Source organism: Saccharothrix carnea, assembly GCF_003014735.1.
GTDB classification, from domain to species: Bacteria; Actinomycetota; Actinomycetes; order Mycobacteriales; family Pseudonocardiaceae; genus Actinosynnema; species Actinosynnema carneum.
In genome coordinates this window covers 100,422-117,694 of the sequence record NZ_PYAX01000007.1, presented here as the reverse complement: position 1 = coordinate 117,694, position 17,273 = coordinate 100,422, and the positions used below count along the sequence as shown (strand labels likewise).

Sequence of the window (17,273 nt, the reverse complement as noted above, 5' to 3'; positions counted from 1 at the left end):
TTCACCGAAACGTGATTTCCTGGACCCGCGTCCGGCGGATACCGCCGTTCGGCCTATTCTGTGAATTGTTTACTTGCCGTTCTGTTGGGTTTTCGCAACACTTCGTAGCATGAGTCCGGTGCGCCGGGGCCTCGGCCGGCCCATCCACAACCGGATCGGGGTGCTGCGGGTCGAGCGGGGGATGACCAGGGCGGAGTTGGCCGAGGCGGTGGAGGTCAACCCCCAGACGATCGGCGCGCTGGAGCGGGGCGACCACTACCCGAGCCTCGACCTGGCGCTGCGGATCTGCGACGTGTTCGGCCTGCCGGTGGAGGCCGTGTTCAGCCGCACGCCGTTCAAGCCGTTGTCCACCCAGGTCTACGGCTAGGCACGGGCACGTCGGGGCACGACCGGTCGCGACAGGAGGAGAGCACGTGGCACAGGGAGTGCTGGAGATCGACCGGGTCTCCAAGCGCTACGGGGAGGTCGTCGCGCTCGACGGGATGACCTTCGACGTGCGGGCGGGCGAGCTGTTCGGGTTCGTCGGCAGCAACGGCGCGGGCAAGACCACCACGATGCGCATCGCGCTGGGCGTGCTGACCGCCGACTCGGGCGAGGTGCGGTGGAACGGCGAGCCGATCACGTTCGAGGCCCGGCGCCGCATCGGCTACATGCCCGAGGAACGCGGCCTCTACCCGAAGATGAAGGTGCTCGACCAGCTCGTCTACCTGGCCGAGCTGCACGGCCTGTCGACGAACGCGGCGCACCGCTCGGCGGAGGACTGGATCGCCCGGCTCGGCCTGCGCGACCGCAGGCACGACGAGGTGCAGAAGCTCAGCCTCGGCAACCAGCAACGCGTGCAGCTGGCCGCGGCGCTGGTGCACGAGCCGGACGTGCTGGTGCTGGACGAGCCGTTCTCCGGCCTGGACCCGGTGGCGGTGGACGTGATGAGCACCGTGCTGCGGGAGAAGGCGGCGAGCGGCGTGCCGGTGGTGTTCTCCAGCCACCAGCTCGACCTGGTGGAGCGGTTGTGCGACCGGGTCGGCATCGTGCGCAGCGGCACGCTCGTGGCGGCCGGCTCGGTGGACGAGCTGCGCGCCGGCGGTGAGTCGAAGCTGGTCGTGGACGCGCCGCTGGCACCGGCGGGCTGGGCCGACCACCTGCCGGGCGTGCGTTCGGCGCACACGTCCTCCGGCCGCACGGTCCTGGAGGTCACGTCGGACGTGGACGACCAGGCCGTGCTGCGCGCCGCCCTGGCCACGGGCCCGGTGCACGAGTTCTCCCGGCAGCGGCCGTCGCTGACCGAGTTGTTCCGCAGCGTGGTGACCGAGGAGTCCGCGGCATGAGCAGCCTCACCCCCGGTCGGGCGGTGTTCCTGGTCTCGCGCCGGGAGTTCCTGGGCAAGGTGCGCACGAAGTCGTTCGTCTGGGGCACGCTGGTGATCGTCGCCGTGATGGCGGGCTACCTGCTGCTGCAGAGCGTGCTGTTCGACGACGCCGAGCGCGACCGGGTCGCGTTGAGCGGGCAGGCCACCGTGCTCGCCGAGCCGTTGGAGCAGACCGCCCGCTCGTTCGGCCGCGAGGTGGAGACGGTCGACGTGTCCGATCCGGCGGCGGCCGAGGAGCAGGTGCGGTCCGGCGACGTGGACGCGTCGATCACCGGTGCGTCGGACGACCTGCGCGTGGTGGTGAAGGACTCGCTGGGCGAGGAGCTGCGCAACTCCATCGACCTGCTGGTCAAGCAGCAGGTGCTGGACGCGCACTTCGCCGAGGCGGGCGTGGACCCGGCCGAGGTGGCGCGCAACCTCGAACGCGCGAGCGTCGACGTGGTGGCGCTGGAGCCGCGCGACGAGCAGCGCGGCCAGCGGCTGGTGATCGGCCTGGTGATCGCCGCGCTGCTGTACTACTCGCTGCTGGTCTACGGGACGATGGTGGCGCAGGGCGTGGTGGAGGAGAAGTCCAGCCGGGTGGTGGAGATCCTGCTGGCGACGCTGCGGCCGTGGCAGCTGCTGTTGGGCAAGGTCGTCGGGCTGGGCGCCGTGGGCCTGCTGCAACTGGTCGTGATCGGCGGTATCGGGTTGGTGCTGTCGTCGCTGTCCGGCGTGGTCGACGTGGCGGGCGTGGCCGGTGGCGCGCTGGCCACCGGGGTGTTGTGGTACCTGCTCGGGTTCTTCTTGTACGCCACGGTGTTCGCCGCGGCGGCGTCGTTGGTGTCGCGCCAGGAAGAGCTGCAGTCGGTGCTGACGCCGATCAGCATGTCGATCGTGGTCGCGTTCGTGCTCGGCATCAACCTGATGATCAGCGACCCGACCGGGACGACGGTGACGGTGCTGTCGCTGCTGCCGCCGTTCGCGCCGATCCTGATGCCGGGCCGGATGGCGATGGGCGTCGCGCCGCCGTGGCAGGTGCTGCTGGCGATCGTGCTCGCGCTGCTCGCGGTCGCGGCGATCACCTGGCTGGGCGGCAAGGTGTACTCGAACGCGGTCCTGCGCACGGGTGCCCGCGTGCGGCTGCGTGAAGTGCTGCGCTAACCCTTCACCACGGCGTAGCGCGCGAGTGCTTCACGGCGCTCGTGCGCGTGGTCCACGATCGGGTCGCGCGGCTGGTGCACGGCCTTGCCCGGCACGTCGCGCAGCTCGGGCACGTACCGGCGCACGTAGTCGCCGTCCGGGTCGAACTTCTCGCCCTGCGCCACGGGGTTGAAGACCCGGAAGTACGGCGCCGCGTCGGTGCCGGTGCCCGCCGCCCACTGCCAGCCGTGCTGGTTGGACGCGAGGTCGCCGTCGACCAGGTGGCGCATGAAGTGCCGGGCGCCCCACCACCACGGCAGGTGCAGGTCCTTGACCAGGAAGCTCGCCACGACCATCCGGACGCGGTTGTGCATCCAGCCCTCGGCCCGCAGTTGCCGCATCCCGGCGTCCACGAACGGGTAGCCGGTCCGACCCGCGCACCACGCCTCGAACCGCTCCCGGTCGTCGTCCAGCGGCATCCGGTCGAACGCGCGGTTGTAGTTGCGGCGCGCGGAGTCCGGTCGGTGCCACAGGACGTCGGCGTAGAAGTCGCGCCACGCGAGCTCGGTGCGGAACGCCGCCGCGCCCGCGCCGCGCCCGAGGTCGGCGAGCAGCGTCCTCGGGTGCACCACGCCCCACTTCAGGAACGCGGAGAACCGGCTGGTGCCGTCCAGGTCCGGCCGGTCGCGGCGGGTGGCGTAGTCGGGCAGCTTCTCGTCGCGGAACGCCTCCCACAGCGCCCTGACGTCCGGGAGCCCCTCCCCCGCCGGTAGTTCCCGCCCGAGGTCCGACCGGATCCAGTCCACCGACGACGCGCCGGTCTCGGCGGGCGGGCGCCACCCGTGGTCCAGCCAGGCCTTGTAGAACGGCGTGAACACCCGGTACGGCGTGCCGTCTGCCTTCGTGACCCGCCCCGGCGTGACCGCGTAGGGCGACCCCGCGCGCACCAGCTCGACCCGCTCCGCCACCGCCGCGTCCCGCCCGCGCCCGTACGGCCCGGCGTCCGCGGAGACGTGCACGGACGACGCCCCGACCTCCGCCGCCACCCGCGGCACGACGTCCACCGGATCGCCCTCGACCACGACGAGCCGCCCGTCCAGCTCGTCGTCCAACGACCGCAGGCACCGGTGCAGGAACCCGACCCTGGGCCGGCCCGACGCCTTCAGCAGCACGGGGTCGAGCACGAACAGCGCCAACGCCCGTGACGCCCGTTCACCCGCGGCGAGGATCGCGGGGTGGTCGTGAGTGCGCAGGTCGCGCCGGAACCACACCACGGTCGAGGAGTCCACGAACCGACCCTAGGAGCGCCACCGGCACCGCGCACGACGAGAGACCTCAACGGAAAGGCCCGCACCGGCGACACCGGGGCGGGCCTTCGTCGAGAAGTGGTCAGCGCTGGTCGAGCGGCACGAACGAGCGCTCCGGCGAGCCGACGTAGACCTGCCGCGGACGGCCGATCTTGGTGGCCGGGTCGGAGATCATCTCGCGCCAGTGCGCGATCCAGCCGGGCAGCCGGCCCAGGGCGAACAGCACGGTGAAGAACTTCGTCGGGAAGCCCATCGCGCGGTAGATCAGGCCGGTGTAGAAGTCGACGTTGGGGTAGAGCTTGCGCTCGACGAAGTAGTCGTCGGCGAGCGCGGTCTCCTCCAGCGCCTTGGCGATGTCGAGCAGCTCGTCGGACGCGCCGAGCTTGCCGAGGATCTCGTCGGCCGTCTTCTTGATGATCGCGGCACGCGGGTCGTAGTTCTTGTAGACCCGGTGGCCGAAGCCCATCAGGCGGACGCCGTCCTCCTTGTTCTTGACCTTCTTCACGAACGCGTTGACGTCACCGCCCTCGCGCCGGATCTTCTCCAGCATCTCCAGCACGGCGGAGTTCGCGCCGCCGTGCAGCGGGCCGAACAGCGCGTTGATGCCGGCCGAGATGGACGCGAACAGGTTCGCCTCCGACGAGCCGACCAGGCGCACGGTCGACGTGGAGCAGTTCTGCTCGTGGTCGGCGTGCAGCACGAAGAGCAGGTCGAGCGCCCGCACCAGGTCGGGGTCGACGTCGTAGGGCTCGGCCGGGAAGCCGAACGTCATGCGCAGGAAGTTGTCCACCAGACCCAGGGAGTTGTCCGGGTACAGGAACGGCTGGCCCACGGACTTCTTGTAGGCGTACGCCGCGATGGTGGGGACCTTGGCCAGCAGGCGGATGGTGGAGATCTCGACCTGGTTGGCGTCGAACGGGCTGAGGCTGTCCTGGTAGAACGTCGACAGCGCGGACACCGCCGAGGACAGCACGGGCATGGGGTGGGCGTCACGCGGGAAGCCGTCGAAGAACCGTTTCAGGTCCTCGTGCAGCAGCGTGTGCCGGTTGATCTTGGAGGAGAACTCCTCCAGCTGGGCCTGGGTCGGCAGCTCGCCGTAGATCAGCAGGTAGCTGACCTCGAGGAAGTTCGACTTCTCGGCGAGCTGCTCGATCGGGTAGCCGCGGTAGCGCAGGATGCCCGCGTCACCGTCGATGTAGGTGATCTCGGAGGAGCAGGACGCGGTGTTGACGAACCCGCTGTCCAGGGTGACCAAGCCGGTGGTGGCCAGCAGCTTGCCGAGATCGATACCGGGCGCACCCTCGGTGGCCGGTACTACCTTCATCTCGTGCTCTCCGCCCGGATGGCGCAGCGCGACGGTACGGGTGTCGTTCGGCGCAGTCGTCGCGTCGGGCATGCAGAGTCCCTCTCACGCTAGGGCGGGGTGGCTCATGCGGGTCTCGCACGCACGCGCGCGGGCGTGGGATCGCCCCGCACCGCAGCACCACCCCGTTGGGGTCCTGTCAGTTCTCCCACGCTAGTCAGAGGACGACCCTCAACACAGCCGCGGTGTGAACCGATTCTGTGAGGTGGGACCGGCATCACATCCGGATGCATGGGTGGCTAGCGTGCATCCACCACCGTAGCCCTTATGGGCTGTTTATCCACCTCACGAGGGGTGAGAGCTAGGTCATCTCCAGCTCTCGTTTGAAGGGCGGCTCGGCGCCCGCCCGGGAGCACGTGATGGCCGCCGCGGCGCCCGCGTAGGCCAGCGCCTCGCCCCACTTCCCGGCGTCCAGACCCCGGACAGCCTCGACGGACAGCGCGTCGTGGTCGTGCAGCCAGGCCAGCAGCGCGCCCTGCACGGTGTCGCCCGCGCCGATCGTGTCGACCACGTCCACGGGCGTGGGTGGGACGCGGATCACGTCGCCGGCGGCGGTCAGCACGGCCAGCCCGTCGCCGCCGCGGGTGAGCACGACGGCGGCCGGTCCGGCGCCCTGCCAGTCGCGCACGACCTCCAGCACGTCGTCCTCGGACGCGTCGGCCGGCAGGTCGGCCAGCCACCGCGCGTCCTCGACGGACACCTTCAGCAGGCCCACGTGCGGCAGCCACGAGTCGTACCGGTCGCGGTAGGCCATCGGGTCGTGGATGAGGCCCGCACGGATGTTCGGGTCGAGCACGGTGAGCGCGCCGCGCTCGGCCTCGCGCCACAGCACCCGCTCGTACGTGCTCGCGCCCGGCTCCAGCACCAGCGACAGCGTGCCGAACGAGACGGCCTTCGTCCCGGCGGGCAGCGGGCCCGGGTCGGTCACCTGGCGATCGGCCGTGCCCTCGACGTAGAACGAGTAGCGCGCCGAGCCGTCGTCGGCCAGCCCGACCACGGCCAGCGTCGTGGGCTGGTCGCCGCGCTGGACCAGGTCGGTGCGCACGTTCGAGGCGTGCAGGCGCTCCAGCAGCCGGTCGCCGAACAGGTCGGAGGACACCCGGGACAGGAAGCCGACCGGTGCTTCGAGCCGTCCGGCGGCCACCGCCACGTTGTACGGGCCGCCGCCCAGCCGCGGCGACAGGTCGCCCTCGGACGTGGGCACCAGGTCGACCAGCGCCTCACCTGCAACGACGATCACGACTGGCTCCGTTCTCTCCGCAACCCGTCCAGCAGCAGTTCGCCCAGCGCGGTGAACGCCTCGGCGTCCGACACGCCCGCGCGCCGGGGCAGCACACCGGTCTGGATGCCCTCGATGAGCAGACCGGCCATCTCGGCGATCAGCGTCGCATGCACGTCCCGGAACACCCCGTCGCGGACACCCTCCTGGATGAACGCGCGGATGCGCTCGGCGGCGGCGCGGGCGTTGCGCTCGTAGGTGCTGCGCGTGGGTGCGAACGCGGACACGTCGGTGATGAACTGGGCCGACGCGCGGCGCAGCTCGTCGGCCGCGCCCGCCAGGTAGGTGCCGACGCGGGCGCGCACGTCGTCGATGTCGGCGATGCGCTGCTCGATCCGCTCGGCCGCACCCTTGAAGTACCGGCCGACGACCCGCACCGCCAGCTGTTCCTTGCTCGCGGCCAGCGCGTACAGGGTGGATTTGGAGCAGTGCAGGCGGGCGGCGAGGTCGTCCAGCGTGAAGTGCGCGAACCCCTCGGCGAGCACGAGCGCCTCGAGCCGGCCCAGCAGCTCCACCTGCCTGGGCGTCAGCGGTCTGCGCACGATCGAGGTCATAGGCGGCAACTCTGTCACAGTGCCTGGATCCAGTACTGGAGTACGTCCTACAGTACTGTTGACAGTACCCCGCGATCCGGAGGTCGACGATGCCCGCCGAGCGCCTGCTGCCCACCACCGAGGCCGAGGACCTGCTCGCCCTGGTCCGCGAGATCGCGCGCGACGAACTCGCGCCGCACGCCGCCGAGGCCGAGGAGCACTCCCGGTTCCCGCGCGAGGCGTTCCGGCTGCTCGGCAAGACCGGGTTGCTGGGGCTGCCGTACCCGGAGCGGTTCGGCGGCGGCGAGCAGCCGTACGAGGTGTACCTGCAGGCGTTGGAGGAAGTCGCGTCGGCGTGGATGTCGGTCGCGGTCGGGCTGTCGGTGCACGTCATGTCCAGCTACGCGCTGGCGACGTTCGGGACCGAGGAGCAGAAGTCGCGGTGGCTGCCGGACGTCGTCGGCGGTGACCTGCTCGGCGGGTACGCGTTGTCGGAGTCGCACGCGGGCTCGGACGCCGGTGCGTTGTCCACGCGTGCCGTGCGCGATGGCGACCACTACACCGTGAACGGCACGAAGGCGTGGATCACGCATGCCGGGGTGGCGGACTTCTACACGTTGATGGCGCGCACGTCGGACGCCGGTGGCAAGGGTGTGAGCTGCTTCTTCGCGCCCGGCCACGTCGACGGTCTGGTCGCCGCCAAGCCGGAGCGCAAGATGGGCCTGACCGGCTCGATCACCGCGCAGCTGTCGTTCTCCGACGTGCGGGTGGACGCCGACCGCCTGATCGGCGCCGAGGGTGACGGCCTGAAGATCGCACTGTCCGCTTTGGACTCGGGCCGCCTGGGGATCGCCGCGTGCGGTGTGGGGTTGGCGCAGGCGGCGCTGGACGAGGCCGTGGCGTACGCCAAGCAGCGCACCCAGTTCGGCCGCGCGATCATCGACTTCCAGGGCCTGGAGTTCCTGCTGGCCGACATGGCCGCCGCCGTGGACTCCGCCCGCGCCACCTACCTCGACGCCGCCCGCCGCCGCGACCGCGGTTTGCCGTTCACCCGCCAGGCCGCGATCGCCAAACTGGTCTGCACCGACGCCGCGATGAAGGTGACGACGGACGCCGTGCAGGTCCTGGGCGGCGCCGGCTACACCCGCGACTTCCCGGCGGAGCGCTACATGCGTGAGGCCAAGGTCCTGCAGATCTTCGAAGGCACCAACCAGATCCAACGCCTGGTCATCGGCCGCACCCTCCGCTGACCCGCGGGGGTCGGGGTTCGCGGTAGAAGGGGTTGGTGACGATTTCCTCGCCGTCGGCGTAGCGGTAGACCTCGCGGCCTTCCACGAAGACCTTCAGGGCGCGGCTCATCACGTCCAGCGGGTCGCCCGACCAGATCACGACATCGCCGTCGAGGCCGGGGGCCAGGGAGCCCACGCGGTCGTCCAGGCCCATGATGCGGGCCGGGTTGACGGTGATCGACTCCAGGCCGACCCGGGGGTCCAGGCCTTCCTTCACGGCCAACGTCACCTGGTGCACGAGGAAGTGGATGGGGACGACCGGGTGGTCCGTGGTGATCGCGATCCGCACGCCCGCACGGGCCAGGATGCCGGGGTTGCGCAGCGAGCGGTTGCGGACCTCGACCTTCGAGCGGGACGTGAACAGCGGGCCGATGATCACCGGGATGTCACGCTCCGCCAGCAGGTCCGCGATCAGGTGACCCTCGGTCCCGTGGTTGACGATGAGCCGGTAGCCGAACTCCTCCGCCAGCCGCAACGCCGTCGCGATGTCGTCCGCCCGGTGGCAGTGCTGGCACCACGGCACCTCACCCGACAGCACCCGCGCCAGCACCTCGGACGTGGTGTCCCGCTCGAACACACCACCCTCGGCCGCGTCACGCCTGGCCGCGTAGTCCTGCGCCTTGGTGAACGCGTCACGGATCACCGCCGCCACGCCCTGCCGCGTCGACGGCAGCTTCTTCTGCTCCCCGTACACCCGCTTCGGGTTCTCGCCCAACGCGCTCTTCACGCTGACGGGGTTGCGCACGAGCATCTCGTCGGCCGTGCGGCCCCAGCACTTCACCGCCACGGTCTGCCCGCCGATGACGTTGCCCGACCCGGGCTTGACCACCGCGGTCGTGACGCCGCCGGCCAGGGCGTCGGCGAAGCCCTGGTCGGCGGCGTTGATCGCGTCCAACGCGCGCAGCCGGGCGCCGTTGGGGTCGGTCATCTCGTTGGTGTCCTGCCCGGCCCAGCCCTCGCCCTCCTCGTGCACGCCGAGGTGGCCGTGCGCCTCCACGAACCCGGGCAGCACCCAGCCGCCCGCCGCGTCCACGACCGGCACGCCGTCCGGCACCTCGACGTCGGCGCCGACCGCGGCGATCTTCCCGTCCTGGATCAGGACCGTGCCGCCCTCGATCGGCTCTCCGACGACCGGGACGACGTACCCACCCGTGATAGCGACGTTCATAGTTAGCGACGCTAACGGTCTACGACAGCGGGCGCAAACCCCACCGTCCGGCCCACGACTCGCCCGGCTCCAGCCACAGCAGGTCGATCCCGCTGTTCAACGCGTCGGGCGGGCACGTCATCGGCTCGATCGCCACCGCGCGGCCACGGCCGGGGAAGTTGTCCGGCGTGTAGACCTGCACCCACTTGAAGTCCGGGTCCGCCCACACCTCGACGCCGCCGCCCGGCCCCTTCAGCACGTGCCGCACCAGCCCGTCCACCGGCTCGCACCCGCCGAACGCGGTGTCCAGCTTGACGCCCTCCAGCAGCCGCGCCACCCGGAAGTCGTAGTCGCCCGACACGGGCTCGGCCGGACCGTTCGGGATCATGGTCCGCGGGTCGACCGGCAGCACGGTCGTGGCCGCCAGCGACAGCGACGTCTCGTCGGTCAACGACGCGCCGGCCCGCGGGTACGGGTGCGTGCCCACCCCGAACGGGGTCCGCTTGTCACCCACGTTGGTGACGCCGTGGGAGACGGTCAGGCCGTTCTCGTCGAGCGCGTAGGTGATGGTGGTGCGCAGCTCGACCGGCCAGCCGAGGCCCGCCACCGGCGTCTCCAGCGAGATCAGCGACCCGGTGTGCTCCACGGTGCCCCAGATCGCGCGGCGCACCAGGCCGTGGATGGCGTTGCCCCGCGCGGGCTCGCCGATCTCTAGCCGCTGCTCCTCGCCGTCGAGCACCCATCTGCCGCCCGCCGTGCGGTTGGGCCACGGCACCAGCACCGCGCCGGCACCCATGGGCGGTTCGCCGTCGTACGTCTCCACGTACGGAACGCCGCCGACCTCGTAGGACTTCAGTCCCGCACCCTCGGGTGCGATGACGGCGCGCGCCGCGCCGTGGGCGATCTCCAGCATGGGTCAGGAGCGTATCCGAGGGGCTCTCCCCTTGACGTAGTTACTAGACCGGTCTCTATAGTAAAACCATGCCAAGACGGACCGACACCCGAGAACGCGTGGTGCGCACGGCGGCCGACCTGTTCCGGGCGCAGGGCTACCACGCGACGGGCCTGAACCAGGTGCTCGCCGAGGGCGGCGCGCCCAAGGGCTCGCTCTACTTCCACTTCCCGGGCGGCAAGGAGCAGTTGGCGGCGGAGGCGGTGACGTTGGCGGGCAACGAGCTGTGCGACGCGCTCGCCGCCGTCCTCGACGCCGAACCGGACTCCTCGAAAGCGCTTGCCCGAGCACTGGAGCTCCTCGGCCGCGACCTGCTGGCTTCGGACTTCCGCAGCGGGTGCCCCGTCGCCACGGTCGCGCTCGACGCCGCGTCGGACAGCGAACCGATCCGCGTCGCCTGCGAGGACGTCTACGCCCGGTGGCAGGGCCTCATCGCCGCCCGCACCGGTGACGAAGCCCTGGCGACGGTCGTGCTGGCCGCCATCGAGGGCGCCCTCCTGCTCGCCCGCACCCGCCGTTCGCTCGAACCCCTGCACGCCGTCGGCGCCCGCCTGGGCGCCTTCCTGGGAAGGCCGAGACCATGAAGGTGCACCACCTCAACTGCGGCACCATGCGCCCGCTCGGCGGGAAGCTGGTGACCGGCGAGGGCTCGTACTTCAGCAAGACCGAACTGGTCTGCCACGTGCTGCTCCTCGAAACCGACGACGGCCTGACCCTCGTCGACAGCGGCATGGGCGTCGACGACGTCCGCACCCCGGACGACACACTGGCACGCTCCTGGCGGCTCATGAGCCGACCGGCCCTGGACGAACGCGAAACCGCGCTGCGCCAAGTGGAAGCGCTCGGCTTCACCGCCGCCGACGTGCGGACCGTCGTGCTGACCCACCTGGACCTCGACCACGGCGGCGGTCTGCGCGACTTCCCCCACGCCGACGTCCACCTCTCCGCCGAGGAACTCGCCGCCGCCACCGGCCCGCACAAGTCCCGCAACGACCGCATCCGCTACCCGGACGAGCAGTGGGAGCACGGCCCCCGCTGGGTGCCGCACGAGACCACCGGCGAGACGTGGTTCGGCTTCGACGGCGTCCGCGAGGTCAGCCCCGACGTCCTCCTCGTCCCCCTCTTCGGCCACACGCACGGGCACACGGGCGTGGCGGTGCGCGACGGCGACCGGTGGCTGCTGCACGCGGGCGACTCGTACTTCTTCCACGCCGAGATGACGCCGAAGCGGTACTGCCCGCCCGCGTTGACGTACATGCAGAAGCGGATGCAGGTGCTGCCGGAGCTGCGCGTGGCCAACCAGGAGCGGTTGCGCGAGCTGGTGCGCGACCACGGCGCCGAGGTGGACGTCTTCAGCGCGCACGACGCCACCGAGCTGCGCCGCCACCAGGACCGCGCGGCGGTGGTCGAGTAGCGGAGGTGGCCGAGCAGCGGCGGGATTGAGTAGCGGTACTCATGACAGCGGCGCCCCCGGCCGGGGACGCTTCGGCCATGACCTCCACCGCCAAGCCGCACTCGCCGACCACCACCGCTTTCTACGCGCAGGCGGTGATCTCGTTCGCCGTCTCGCTCGCCGCCGTCGGGCTCGGTGTCGCCTACCTGCCGGTCGACGGCTGGGTCCGCGCGTTCCTCGCCCTCGGCCTGCTGTTCACCGTCACGTCGGCGTTCACGCTGGCCAAGTGCATCCGCGACCGGCAGGAGGAGACCTACGTGGTGAGCCGGGTCGACCAGGCCCGGCTGGAGAAGCTGCTCGCCGAGCACGACCCGTACCGGGTGGAAGCGGCCTGAGCACCTACGCTGTCGCCACCACGCGGGAGGAGCACCTGAAATGACGGCCGCCGCTCTCGACGGCATCGACGACGTCGACTGGGCGTCGCTCGACCACGCGTACGGCTCGGCGGAGGACGTGCCGCAGACCTTGCGCCACGCGGTCAGCGAGGACGACGAAGTCGCCGGCGAGGCGTTGGAGCACCTGTTCGGCAGCATCTACCACCAGGGCACGCTGTACTCGGCAACGCCGTGGGCGGTGCCGTTCGTGGCGCGGCTCGCCGCCGACCCGGGCACTCCCCGGCGCGTCGGCCTGGTGCACCTGCTCGGCGCGATCGCCGAGACCGGCGACGCCTCGCCGGAGGTGCTGGCGGACGTGCGCGCGGCGTTGGCCCGGGAGACCGCACGGCTGCTGCCGCTGCTGGACGACCCGGACGTCGAGCTGCGGCACGTCTCGACCTACCTGCTGGGCAACCTCACGCCGGCGGCCGAGGTGCTGCCCGCGGTGCGGGCGCGGCGCTCTCGTGAACGGTCGCCGCGCGTGGTGGCGGGCCTGCTGGCGGCGGCCGGTCGGGTCGCGCCGGCCGAGAGCGCCGAGTGGCTGGTGGGCGAGCTGGCGCCTGCTCGTCCCGCCGCCGTCCGGGCCGGTGCGCTGTGGGCGATCGCCGACGCCGGGCTGCCGTGGTCGGGTGCGGCGACCGGCGCGGTGGTCGACTGCTGGCTCGACGGCGAGCCGTTGCGGAACTGGGTCTGGTCGGCGTCCCCGTTCGCGGACGTCGTGGCGCGGATCGACGACGCGCCGTTCGTCGAGCTGTGCCGGACGCTGTTCGAACGCGGGTCGGCGGACGCCGCGCGCCGGGCCGTCGAGGCGGCCTACGCGCGGTGCGTGAGGTCGCGTTCGGCCCGTGCGGCGTGCGCTCCCCTGCTGGCCACCGCGGTCGAGCACGCCGACGTGGGCGTCCGGGTGTCCGCCGCCACGGCGGTGCGTGACGTGCCCGCGGCGGCTCCCCTGGCCGCCGACGCGCTGGCGGCTGTCGTCGCCGGGCCCGCGCCCGACGTCGACTCGCCCGAGGAACAGCTGTTCGAGCTCGCCCTGGAGGTGTTGATCGCGCTCGGCGACCCGCGCTGGCGCTCGCCGTTCACCGCGGCGCTCCAGGCGGGCTGCGTGGTGCCCGACGTGATCGCGCTGCTCATCGACACCGCCGTGCCGTGCGATCCCGTGCTGCTGGACGCGGTGCGGCGACGGTTGGCGGCACTGCCCCCGGAGTGGGCGCGGGCGTCGGACTACGACGCCCTCCTCGGCCGGATGCGGTGGCACAACGAGGTGAACACCCTGACCAGGCTCCTGCACCGGTGGGGCGCGGACGCGGCCGAAGCCGTGCCGGACCTGGTCGCCTTGGTCCCGCACGACCAGTGGTGGGCGGTCCGCGCGCTGGCCGCGATGGGTCCGGCGGCGACGGCGGCCGTGCCCGTGCTGAGCCGGGTGCGTGCCGACCCGGCGGCGTCCTGGCGCCACCGCCTCGACTGCGCCGAGGCCCTCACCGCCATCACCGGTGACGTCGGCCACGTCGCCTCCTGCGTCGCGGAAGCCGCCGTCGCGTCACCCGTGCCGGCCGCGCAGACGGCCCTGCGCCACGGACTCCCGCTGGACGACCTGCTGCCGGCCCTGCGCGACCTCGCCACCACCGCCGCGGCCGACGACCCGGCCACCATCCGCCTCCGGATCGAGGCGGCCCGGCTGCTGCTGGGCACGGGCGACACCACCGCGCCGCTCCGCGCCGCCGCCGACGCGCTGGACAGCGCCCGGCACGTGGCGGACGCCGCCGAGCTGGCCGGTCTCGTGGGACCACCGGCCGCGTCCCTGGTGCCACGCCTGCGCGAACTGCTGGCCGACCGCCACGACACGCACGCCGCCGCGCTGGCCATCCGCCGCGTCACGGGCGAGGCCCAGCCCCTGGTCGACGCCGTCCGGCAGCGGTTGGCCTGGGTGGGCACCGGACCGTGGCTGGTCGAGTCGCTGCGCGAGCTGGGCGACGACGCCACCCCGTTGCTGCCCGCGCTGCACGCGTTGGCCGAGGGTGACGCCGCGATGCCGGGCGGCGGCATCCACGGCCGCCGGGTCCGCCAGGACGACGAGGAGCGCCGGCTGCTCCGGAAAACGTTGGCCGGACTCGGCCACTAGTCCACAGAGGACCGTGGTGGGGAAGCGAATCCCCACCACGGTCGGCGGGTCACTTGGACAGCTTCCCCGGGTCGAACGTCACCTTGCCGTGAACCACGCGGTTGATGAGCCAGAGGACCACACCGGCGGCGAGCAGGTACAGCGCGATCTTGTAGTCCGCCGACGCGCGGCCCGACAGCGGGCTCGCCAGGTACGCGCACGTGATCGCACCCAGCACCGGCACCCACGTCGGCGCGCGGAAGTGCTTGTGCTCGACCTTGTCCTTGCGCAGCACCAGCACCGCGATGTTGACGATGGTGAACACCACCAGCAGCAGCAACGCCGTCGTGCCGCCGAGCTTGGCGATGTCCGCGGTCGACACCAGGATGATCGCGACGCCCGACGTGAAGACGATCGAGATCCACGGCGTGCGGCGGAACGGGTGCACGGTGCCGAACACCCTCGGGATGATCCGCTCGTTCGCCATGCCGTAGACCAGCCGGCTGGCCATCAGCATGTTGATCAGCGCCGAGTTGATGACCGCGAACAGGCCGATCAGCGAGAAGAGCCACAGCGGGAAGCCGGGCGCGCCGACCTGCACGACCCGGAGCAGCGCCGATGGTCCGGCCTTGGCCAGTTCGCTCGCCGGGATGAGCAGCGAGGACGTGATCGCCACGAGCACGTAGATCACACCGGCGACGATCATGCCCCACAGCATGGCGCGCGGGAAGATGCGGGTCGGTTCGCGGGTCTCCTCGGCCATGTTCACCGAGTCCTCGAACCCGACCATCGCGAAGAACGCCAGCGCGGTGGCCGCCGTCACCGCCACGAGCGGGCTCTGGCCGGGCTTCGGGTCGATCTGGGTGAGGCGGCTCGGGTCGCCGTCACCGGCCAGCACCGCGTAGACGCCGATCGCGATGATGATCAGCAGGCCGGACAGCTCGATGCAGGTCAGCACGACGTTCGCCTTGACCGACTCCGAGACGCCCCGGAAGTTGATCAAGGCGATGCCGACGATGAACAGGATCGCGACCAGCGTCGCGGCCACCGTGAACGTGTCGGAGAAGAACTCCCTGATGAGCGACTGGAGGTAGCCGCGCCCGAACGTGAGCGCGGCGGAGGACGCCGACGTGATGCCCGAGCTCATCACCGCGAACGCCACCATGAAGGTCAAGAACTGGATCTTGAACGCCCGGTTGGTGTAGAGCGCCGCGCCCGCCGCTTTGGGGTACTTGCCGACGAGCTCCAGGTAGCTGAACGCGGTCATGAACGCCACCGCGAACGCGACCAGGAAGGGCAACCACAACGCGCCGCCGATCAGGCCCGCGACGTTGCCCGAGAGACCGTAGATACCGACACCGAGGATGTCACCGATCACGAAGAACAGCAGCAGCTTCGGGCCGATGGCCCGCTTCAGTTCCGGTTGCGCCGGTGCGCTCGTCGCTTCCGCCATGCCGACTGAGTGTGCCGGATCACACACCGCCCGGATAGTCGGATCCGCGCACCTTGGGCAAGTCTTGATGTTTCAGTCGCGCGCGGCGGCCCGCAGATCGGCTTCGGCTTGCGCGATGGCCTCGTCCAGCGCTTCCCGGAACGCCGCGATCTGGTCCGCCTCCAGCCGGACGCCGTCCACGCCCGAGGGCAGGAACACGTCGATCCCGCCGTCCTGGACTTCGAGGCTCAGCACGTCCTCCTTGTCCGAGTAGCACCGCAACAACCACTCGCGCTTCGGCGAAGTCACCTTGATGATCGGCTCCATGCCCGAAAGATTTGCAGGCTTGCGTTAATTTGGGCAATAACTCTTTCGAGTGACTCTCCTTGCGGTGGAAATTGCAACCGCCCTAACTTGATCGCATGGCCCGCCGCGCTGGAACATCCGCCCGCTCCCGCCGTCTCGCACACGTCCTCCGGAAACTGCGCACCGCCGCCGGTCTGAGCATGGAAGCGGTCGGCGAGGCCGTGGGCATGTCCGGGAGCAAGATCAGCCGCATCGAGTCCTCCGAGATCGGCGTCTACCTGGACGACTTGGAGAAGCTGCTCGACTGCTACAAGGTTGCGCGCAAACAACGCGTCGAACTCCTCGACCTCGCCCGGCACGCCGAGCAACGCGGCTTGTTGCGGATGAACAACCAAAACCTTCCCGAGGACTGGCAGGCGTGGGCCGACTTCGAAGATGAAGCCAGCGCGCTGCTCAATTACGAACCCCTGATGATCCCCGGTCTGCTCCAGACCCCGGATTATGCCCGGTCGATCATCAAGGCGACCGGGCACACCCTGACCAACCCTCAGGTGGATGCCCTGGTCGCGAGCAGGATGGCGCGTCAAGGGTTGCTCAGCCGCAACACGCCGCTCAAGTTGAGCGTGATCATCGAGCAGGGCGTCCTGGAGCGCCCATTCCACGACCAAGCCGCTCAGCGACGCCAGATCCGGCATCTCATCGACGCGGGGGAACGCCCCCACATCACGGTGAGGGTTGTACCGACCGACGCAGAGCTGCACGGCGGCCTCAACGGGCCGTTCGTGATCCTGAAGTACGACGACGACCCGAGTTTGGTGCTGTTGGAGAACAAGGTCGCCAGCCTGTTCATCGACGAGGACGACCAGATCGAGGTGTTCGAGGCGACCTGGGCGGCGCTCCGGCGTTTGGCGTACACCCCGGAGGAGACGCTGGATTACTTGAAGGGCCTCGCGTGACACGATGCAGACATGACCCTGTGGCGTAAGAGTTCCCGCAGCAACAGCAGTGCCAACTGCGTCGAGGTGCTGTGGCGCAAGAGTTCCCGGAGTGCCAGCAGCGCGAACTGCGTGGAGGTGGCGCGCCTGTCGACCCGGGTGGCGGCGCGGGATTCCAAGAACCCGGCGCCGACGCTCAGCTTCCCCGCCGCATCATGGGCCCGGTTCGTGCGGGCTCAGTAGCGCGCCCCGAGGTGACCTCTCCAGAGGGTTGACGCCACCGCGCGGGGGTACCTCACCCGGTACCCCAGCGG

The 17,273-nt window shown here is 70.9% G+C and carries 18 protein-coding genes; 10 read left to right on the top strand and 8 right to left on the bottom strand.

All coding sequences use genetic code 11. From position 1 onward, the window contains the following. Positions 1-109 precede the first annotated feature (109 nt). Genes B0I31_RS21570 through B0I31_RS21560 form a run of 3 tightly spaced genes read left to right on the top strand, consistent with a single transcriptional unit; the run spans position 110 to position 2,509 of the window. Positions 110-367 carry a helix-turn-helix transcriptional regulator gene (locus B0I31_RS21570; protein WP_073887965.1) on the top strand — a complete coding sequence of 86 codons (258 nt, stop codon included), beginning with the start codon at positions 110-112 and terminating at the stop codon, positions 365-367. Between the two features lie 46 nt (positions 368-413). Further along, the gene (locus tag B0I31_RS21565; protein ID WP_106617189.1) at positions 414-1,325 is read left to right on the top strand and encodes an ABC transporter ATP-binding protein; all 912 of its coding nucleotides are present in this window, start codon (positions 414-416) and stop codon (positions 1,323-1,325) included. Continuing rightward, a complete protein-coding gene (locus B0I31_RS21560; protein WP_106617188.1) occupies positions 1,322-2,509 on the top strand; it encodes an ABC transporter permease in 1,188 nt (395 codons plus the stop codon). The genes B0I31_RS21565 and B0I31_RS21560 overlap by 4 nt, the downstream gene beginning before the upstream one ends. Here the strand turns inward: B0I31_RS21560 and B0I31_RS21555 are convergent. From B0I31_RS21555 to B0I31_RS21540, 4 genes are all read right to left on the bottom strand, one after another. Next, positions 2,506-3,777, bottom strand: coding sequence for a cryptochrome/photolyase family protein (locus B0I31_RS21555; protein WP_106617187.1), 1,272 nt, complete (start codon positions 3,775-3,777; stop codon positions 2,506-2,508). The genes B0I31_RS21560 and B0I31_RS21555 overlap by 4 nt on opposite strands. 100 nt (positions 3,778-3,877) lie before the next feature. Then, on the bottom strand, positions 3,878-5,191 hold the full coding sequence (locus B0I31_RS21550) for a citrate synthase (RefSeq protein WP_106617186.1): 1,314 nt from the start codon (positions 5,189-5,191) through the stop codon (positions 3,878-3,880). 268 nt (positions 5,192-5,459) lie between these two features. Continuing rightward, positions 5,460-6,398: a carbohydrate kinase family protein gene (locus B0I31_RS21545; protein WP_106617185.1), complete on the bottom strand. Its 939-nt coding sequence runs from the start codon at positions 6,396-6,398 to the stop codon at positions 5,460-5,462. Continuing rightward, positions 6,395-6,991, bottom strand: coding sequence for a TetR/AcrR family transcriptional regulator (locus B0I31_RS21540; RefSeq protein ID WP_106617184.1), 597 nt, complete (start codon positions 6,989-6,991; stop codon positions 6,395-6,397). The genes B0I31_RS21545 and B0I31_RS21540 overlap by 4 nt, the downstream gene beginning before the upstream one ends. A gap of 89 nt (positions 6,992-7,080) precedes the next feature. On the opposite strand from B0I31_RS21540, the gene B0I31_RS21535 reads away from it, so the two are divergent. Next, complete coding sequence (locus tag B0I31_RS21535) at positions 7,081-8,220, top strand: acyl-CoA dehydrogenase family protein (protein ID WP_106617183.1); 1,140 nt, start codon at positions 7,081-7,083, stop codon at positions 8,218-8,220. Here B0I31_RS21535 and B0I31_RS21530 read toward each other — a convergent pair. After that, positions 8,198-9,427, bottom strand: a complete 1,230-nt coding sequence (locus B0I31_RS21530) for an amidohydrolase (RefSeq protein ID WP_106617182.1) — start codon at positions 9,425-9,427, stop codon at positions 8,198-8,200. The genes B0I31_RS21535 and B0I31_RS21530 overlap by 23 nt on opposite strands. A gap of 19 nt (positions 9,428-9,446) precedes the next feature. After that, positions 9,447-10,319 (bottom strand): aldose 1-epimerase family protein, encoded by an 873-nt coding sequence (locus B0I31_RS21525; RefSeq protein WP_106617181.1) that lies wholly within the window; start codon positions 10,317-10,319, stop codon positions 9,447-9,449. A 68-nt stretch (positions 10,320-10,387) separates the two neighbouring features. On the opposite strand from B0I31_RS21525, the gene B0I31_RS21520 reads away from it, so the two are divergent. From B0I31_RS21520 to B0I31_RS21505, 4 genes are all read left to right on the top strand, one after another. Then, complete coding sequence (locus B0I31_RS21520) at positions 10,388-10,942, top strand: TetR/AcrR family transcriptional regulator (protein ID WP_106617180.1); 555 nt, start codon at positions 10,388-10,390, stop codon at positions 10,940-10,942. Continuing rightward, the gene (locus tag B0I31_RS21515; protein ID WP_106617179.1) at positions 10,939-11,772 is read left to right on the top strand and encodes an MBL fold metallo-hydrolase; all 834 of its coding nucleotides are present in this window, start codon (positions 10,939-10,941) and stop codon (positions 11,770-11,772) included. The genes B0I31_RS21520 and B0I31_RS21515 overlap by 4 nt, the downstream gene beginning before the upstream one ends. 77 nt (positions 11,773-11,849) lie before the next feature. Further along, on the top strand, positions 11,850-12,146 hold the full coding sequence (locus tag B0I31_RS21510) for a YiaA/YiaB family inner membrane protein (protein ID WP_106617178.1): 297 nt from the start codon (positions 11,850-11,852) through the stop codon (positions 12,144-12,146). A gap of 40 nt (positions 12,147-12,186) precedes the next feature. Beyond that, entirely contained in the window at positions 12,187-14,307 is a 2,121-nt protein-coding gene (locus B0I31_RS21505; RefSeq protein ID WP_106617177.1) for a hypothetical protein, read from the top strand. Between the two features lie 49 nt (positions 14,308-14,356). Here B0I31_RS21505 and B0I31_RS21500 read toward each other — a convergent pair whose 3' ends face one another. Both B0I31_RS21500 and B0I31_RS21495 read right to left on the bottom strand, forming a co-directional pair. Further along, positions 14,357-15,739 carry an APC family permease gene (locus B0I31_RS21500; RefSeq protein ID WP_106617176.1) on the bottom strand — a complete coding sequence of 461 codons (1,383 nt, stop codon included), beginning with the start codon at positions 15,737-15,739 and terminating at the stop codon, positions 14,357-14,359. A 72-nt stretch (positions 15,740-15,811) separates the two neighbouring features. Further along, complete coding sequence (locus tag B0I31_RS21495; protein WP_106617175.1) at positions 15,812-16,045, bottom strand: hypothetical protein; 234 nt, start codon at positions 16,043-16,045, stop codon at positions 15,812-15,814. A gap of 95 nt (positions 16,046-16,140) precedes the next feature. Between B0I31_RS21495 and B0I31_RS21490 the strand changes: the two genes are divergently transcribed. Then, positions 16,141-16,980, top strand: coding sequence for a helix-turn-helix domain-containing protein (locus tag B0I31_RS21490; RefSeq protein WP_106617174.1), 840 nt, complete (start codon positions 16,141-16,143; stop codon positions 16,978-16,980). A 12-nt stretch (positions 16,981-16,992) separates the two neighbouring features. Further along, positions 16,993-17,202 (top strand): DUF397 domain-containing protein, encoded by a 210-nt coding sequence (locus B0I31_RS21485; RefSeq protein WP_106617173.1) that lies wholly within the window; start codon positions 16,993-16,995, stop codon positions 17,200-17,202. The last annotated feature ends 71 nt before the right edge of the window (positions 17,203-17,273 follow it).

Bases quoted from the DNA above. Each gene is read 5' to 3' on its own strand.
- B0I31_RS21570 (WP_073887965.1), top strand. From the start codon at position 110: ATGAGTCCGGTGCGCCGGGGCCTCGGCCGGCCCATCCACAACCGGATC.
- B0I31_RS21560 (WP_106617188.1), top strand. From the start codon at position 1,322: ATGAGCAGCCTCACCCCCGGTCGGGCGGTGTTCCTGGTCTCGCGCCGG.
- B0I31_RS21550 (WP_106617186.1), bottom strand. From the start codon at position 5,191: ATGCCCGACGCGACGACTGCGCCGAACGACACCCGTACCGTCGCGCTG.
- B0I31_RS21540 (WP_106617184.1), bottom strand. From the start codon at position 6,991: ATGACCTCGATCGTGCGCAGACCGCTGACGCCCAGGCAGGTGGAGCTG.
- B0I31_RS21535 (WP_106617183.1), top strand. From the start codon at position 7,081: ATGCCCGCCGAGCGCCTGCTGCCCACCACCGAGGCCGAGGACCTGCTC.
- B0I31_RS21530 (WP_106617182.1), bottom strand. From the start codon at position 9,427: ATGAACGTCGCTATCACGGGTGGGTACGTCGTCCCGGTCGTCGGAGAG.
- B0I31_RS21525 (WP_106617181.1), bottom strand. From the start codon at position 10,319: ATGCTGGAGATCGCCCACGGCGCGGCGCGCGCCGTCATCGCACCCGAG.
- B0I31_RS21520 (WP_106617180.1), top strand. From the start codon at position 10,388: ATGCCAAGACGGACCGACACCCGAGAACGCGTGGTGCGCACGGCGGCC.
- B0I31_RS21515 (WP_106617179.1), top strand. From the start codon at position 10,939: ATGAAGGTGCACCACCTCAACTGCGGCACCATGCGCCCGCTCGGCGGG.
- B0I31_RS21510 (WP_106617178.1), top strand. From the start codon at position 11,850: ATGACCTCCACCGCCAAGCCGCACTCGCCGACCACCACCGCTTTCTAC.
- B0I31_RS21505 (WP_106617177.1), top strand. From the start codon at position 12,187: ATGACGGCCGCCGCTCTCGACGGCATCGACGACGTCGACTGGGCGTCG.
- B0I31_RS21500 (WP_106617176.1), bottom strand. From the start codon at position 15,739: ATGGCGGAAGCGACGAGCGCACCGGCGCAACCGGAACTGAAGCGGGCC.
- B0I31_RS21495 (WP_106617175.1), bottom strand. From the start codon at position 16,045: ATGGAGCCGATCATCAAGGTGACTTCGCCGAAGCGCGAGTGGTTGTTG.
- B0I31_RS21490 (WP_106617174.1), top strand. From the start codon at position 16,141: ATGGCCCGCCGCGCTGGAACATCCGCCCGCTCCCGCCGTCTCGCACAC.
- B0I31_RS21485 (WP_106617173.1), top strand. From the start codon at position 16,993: ATGACCCTGTGGCGTAAGAGTTCCCGCAGCAACAGCAGTGCCAACTGC.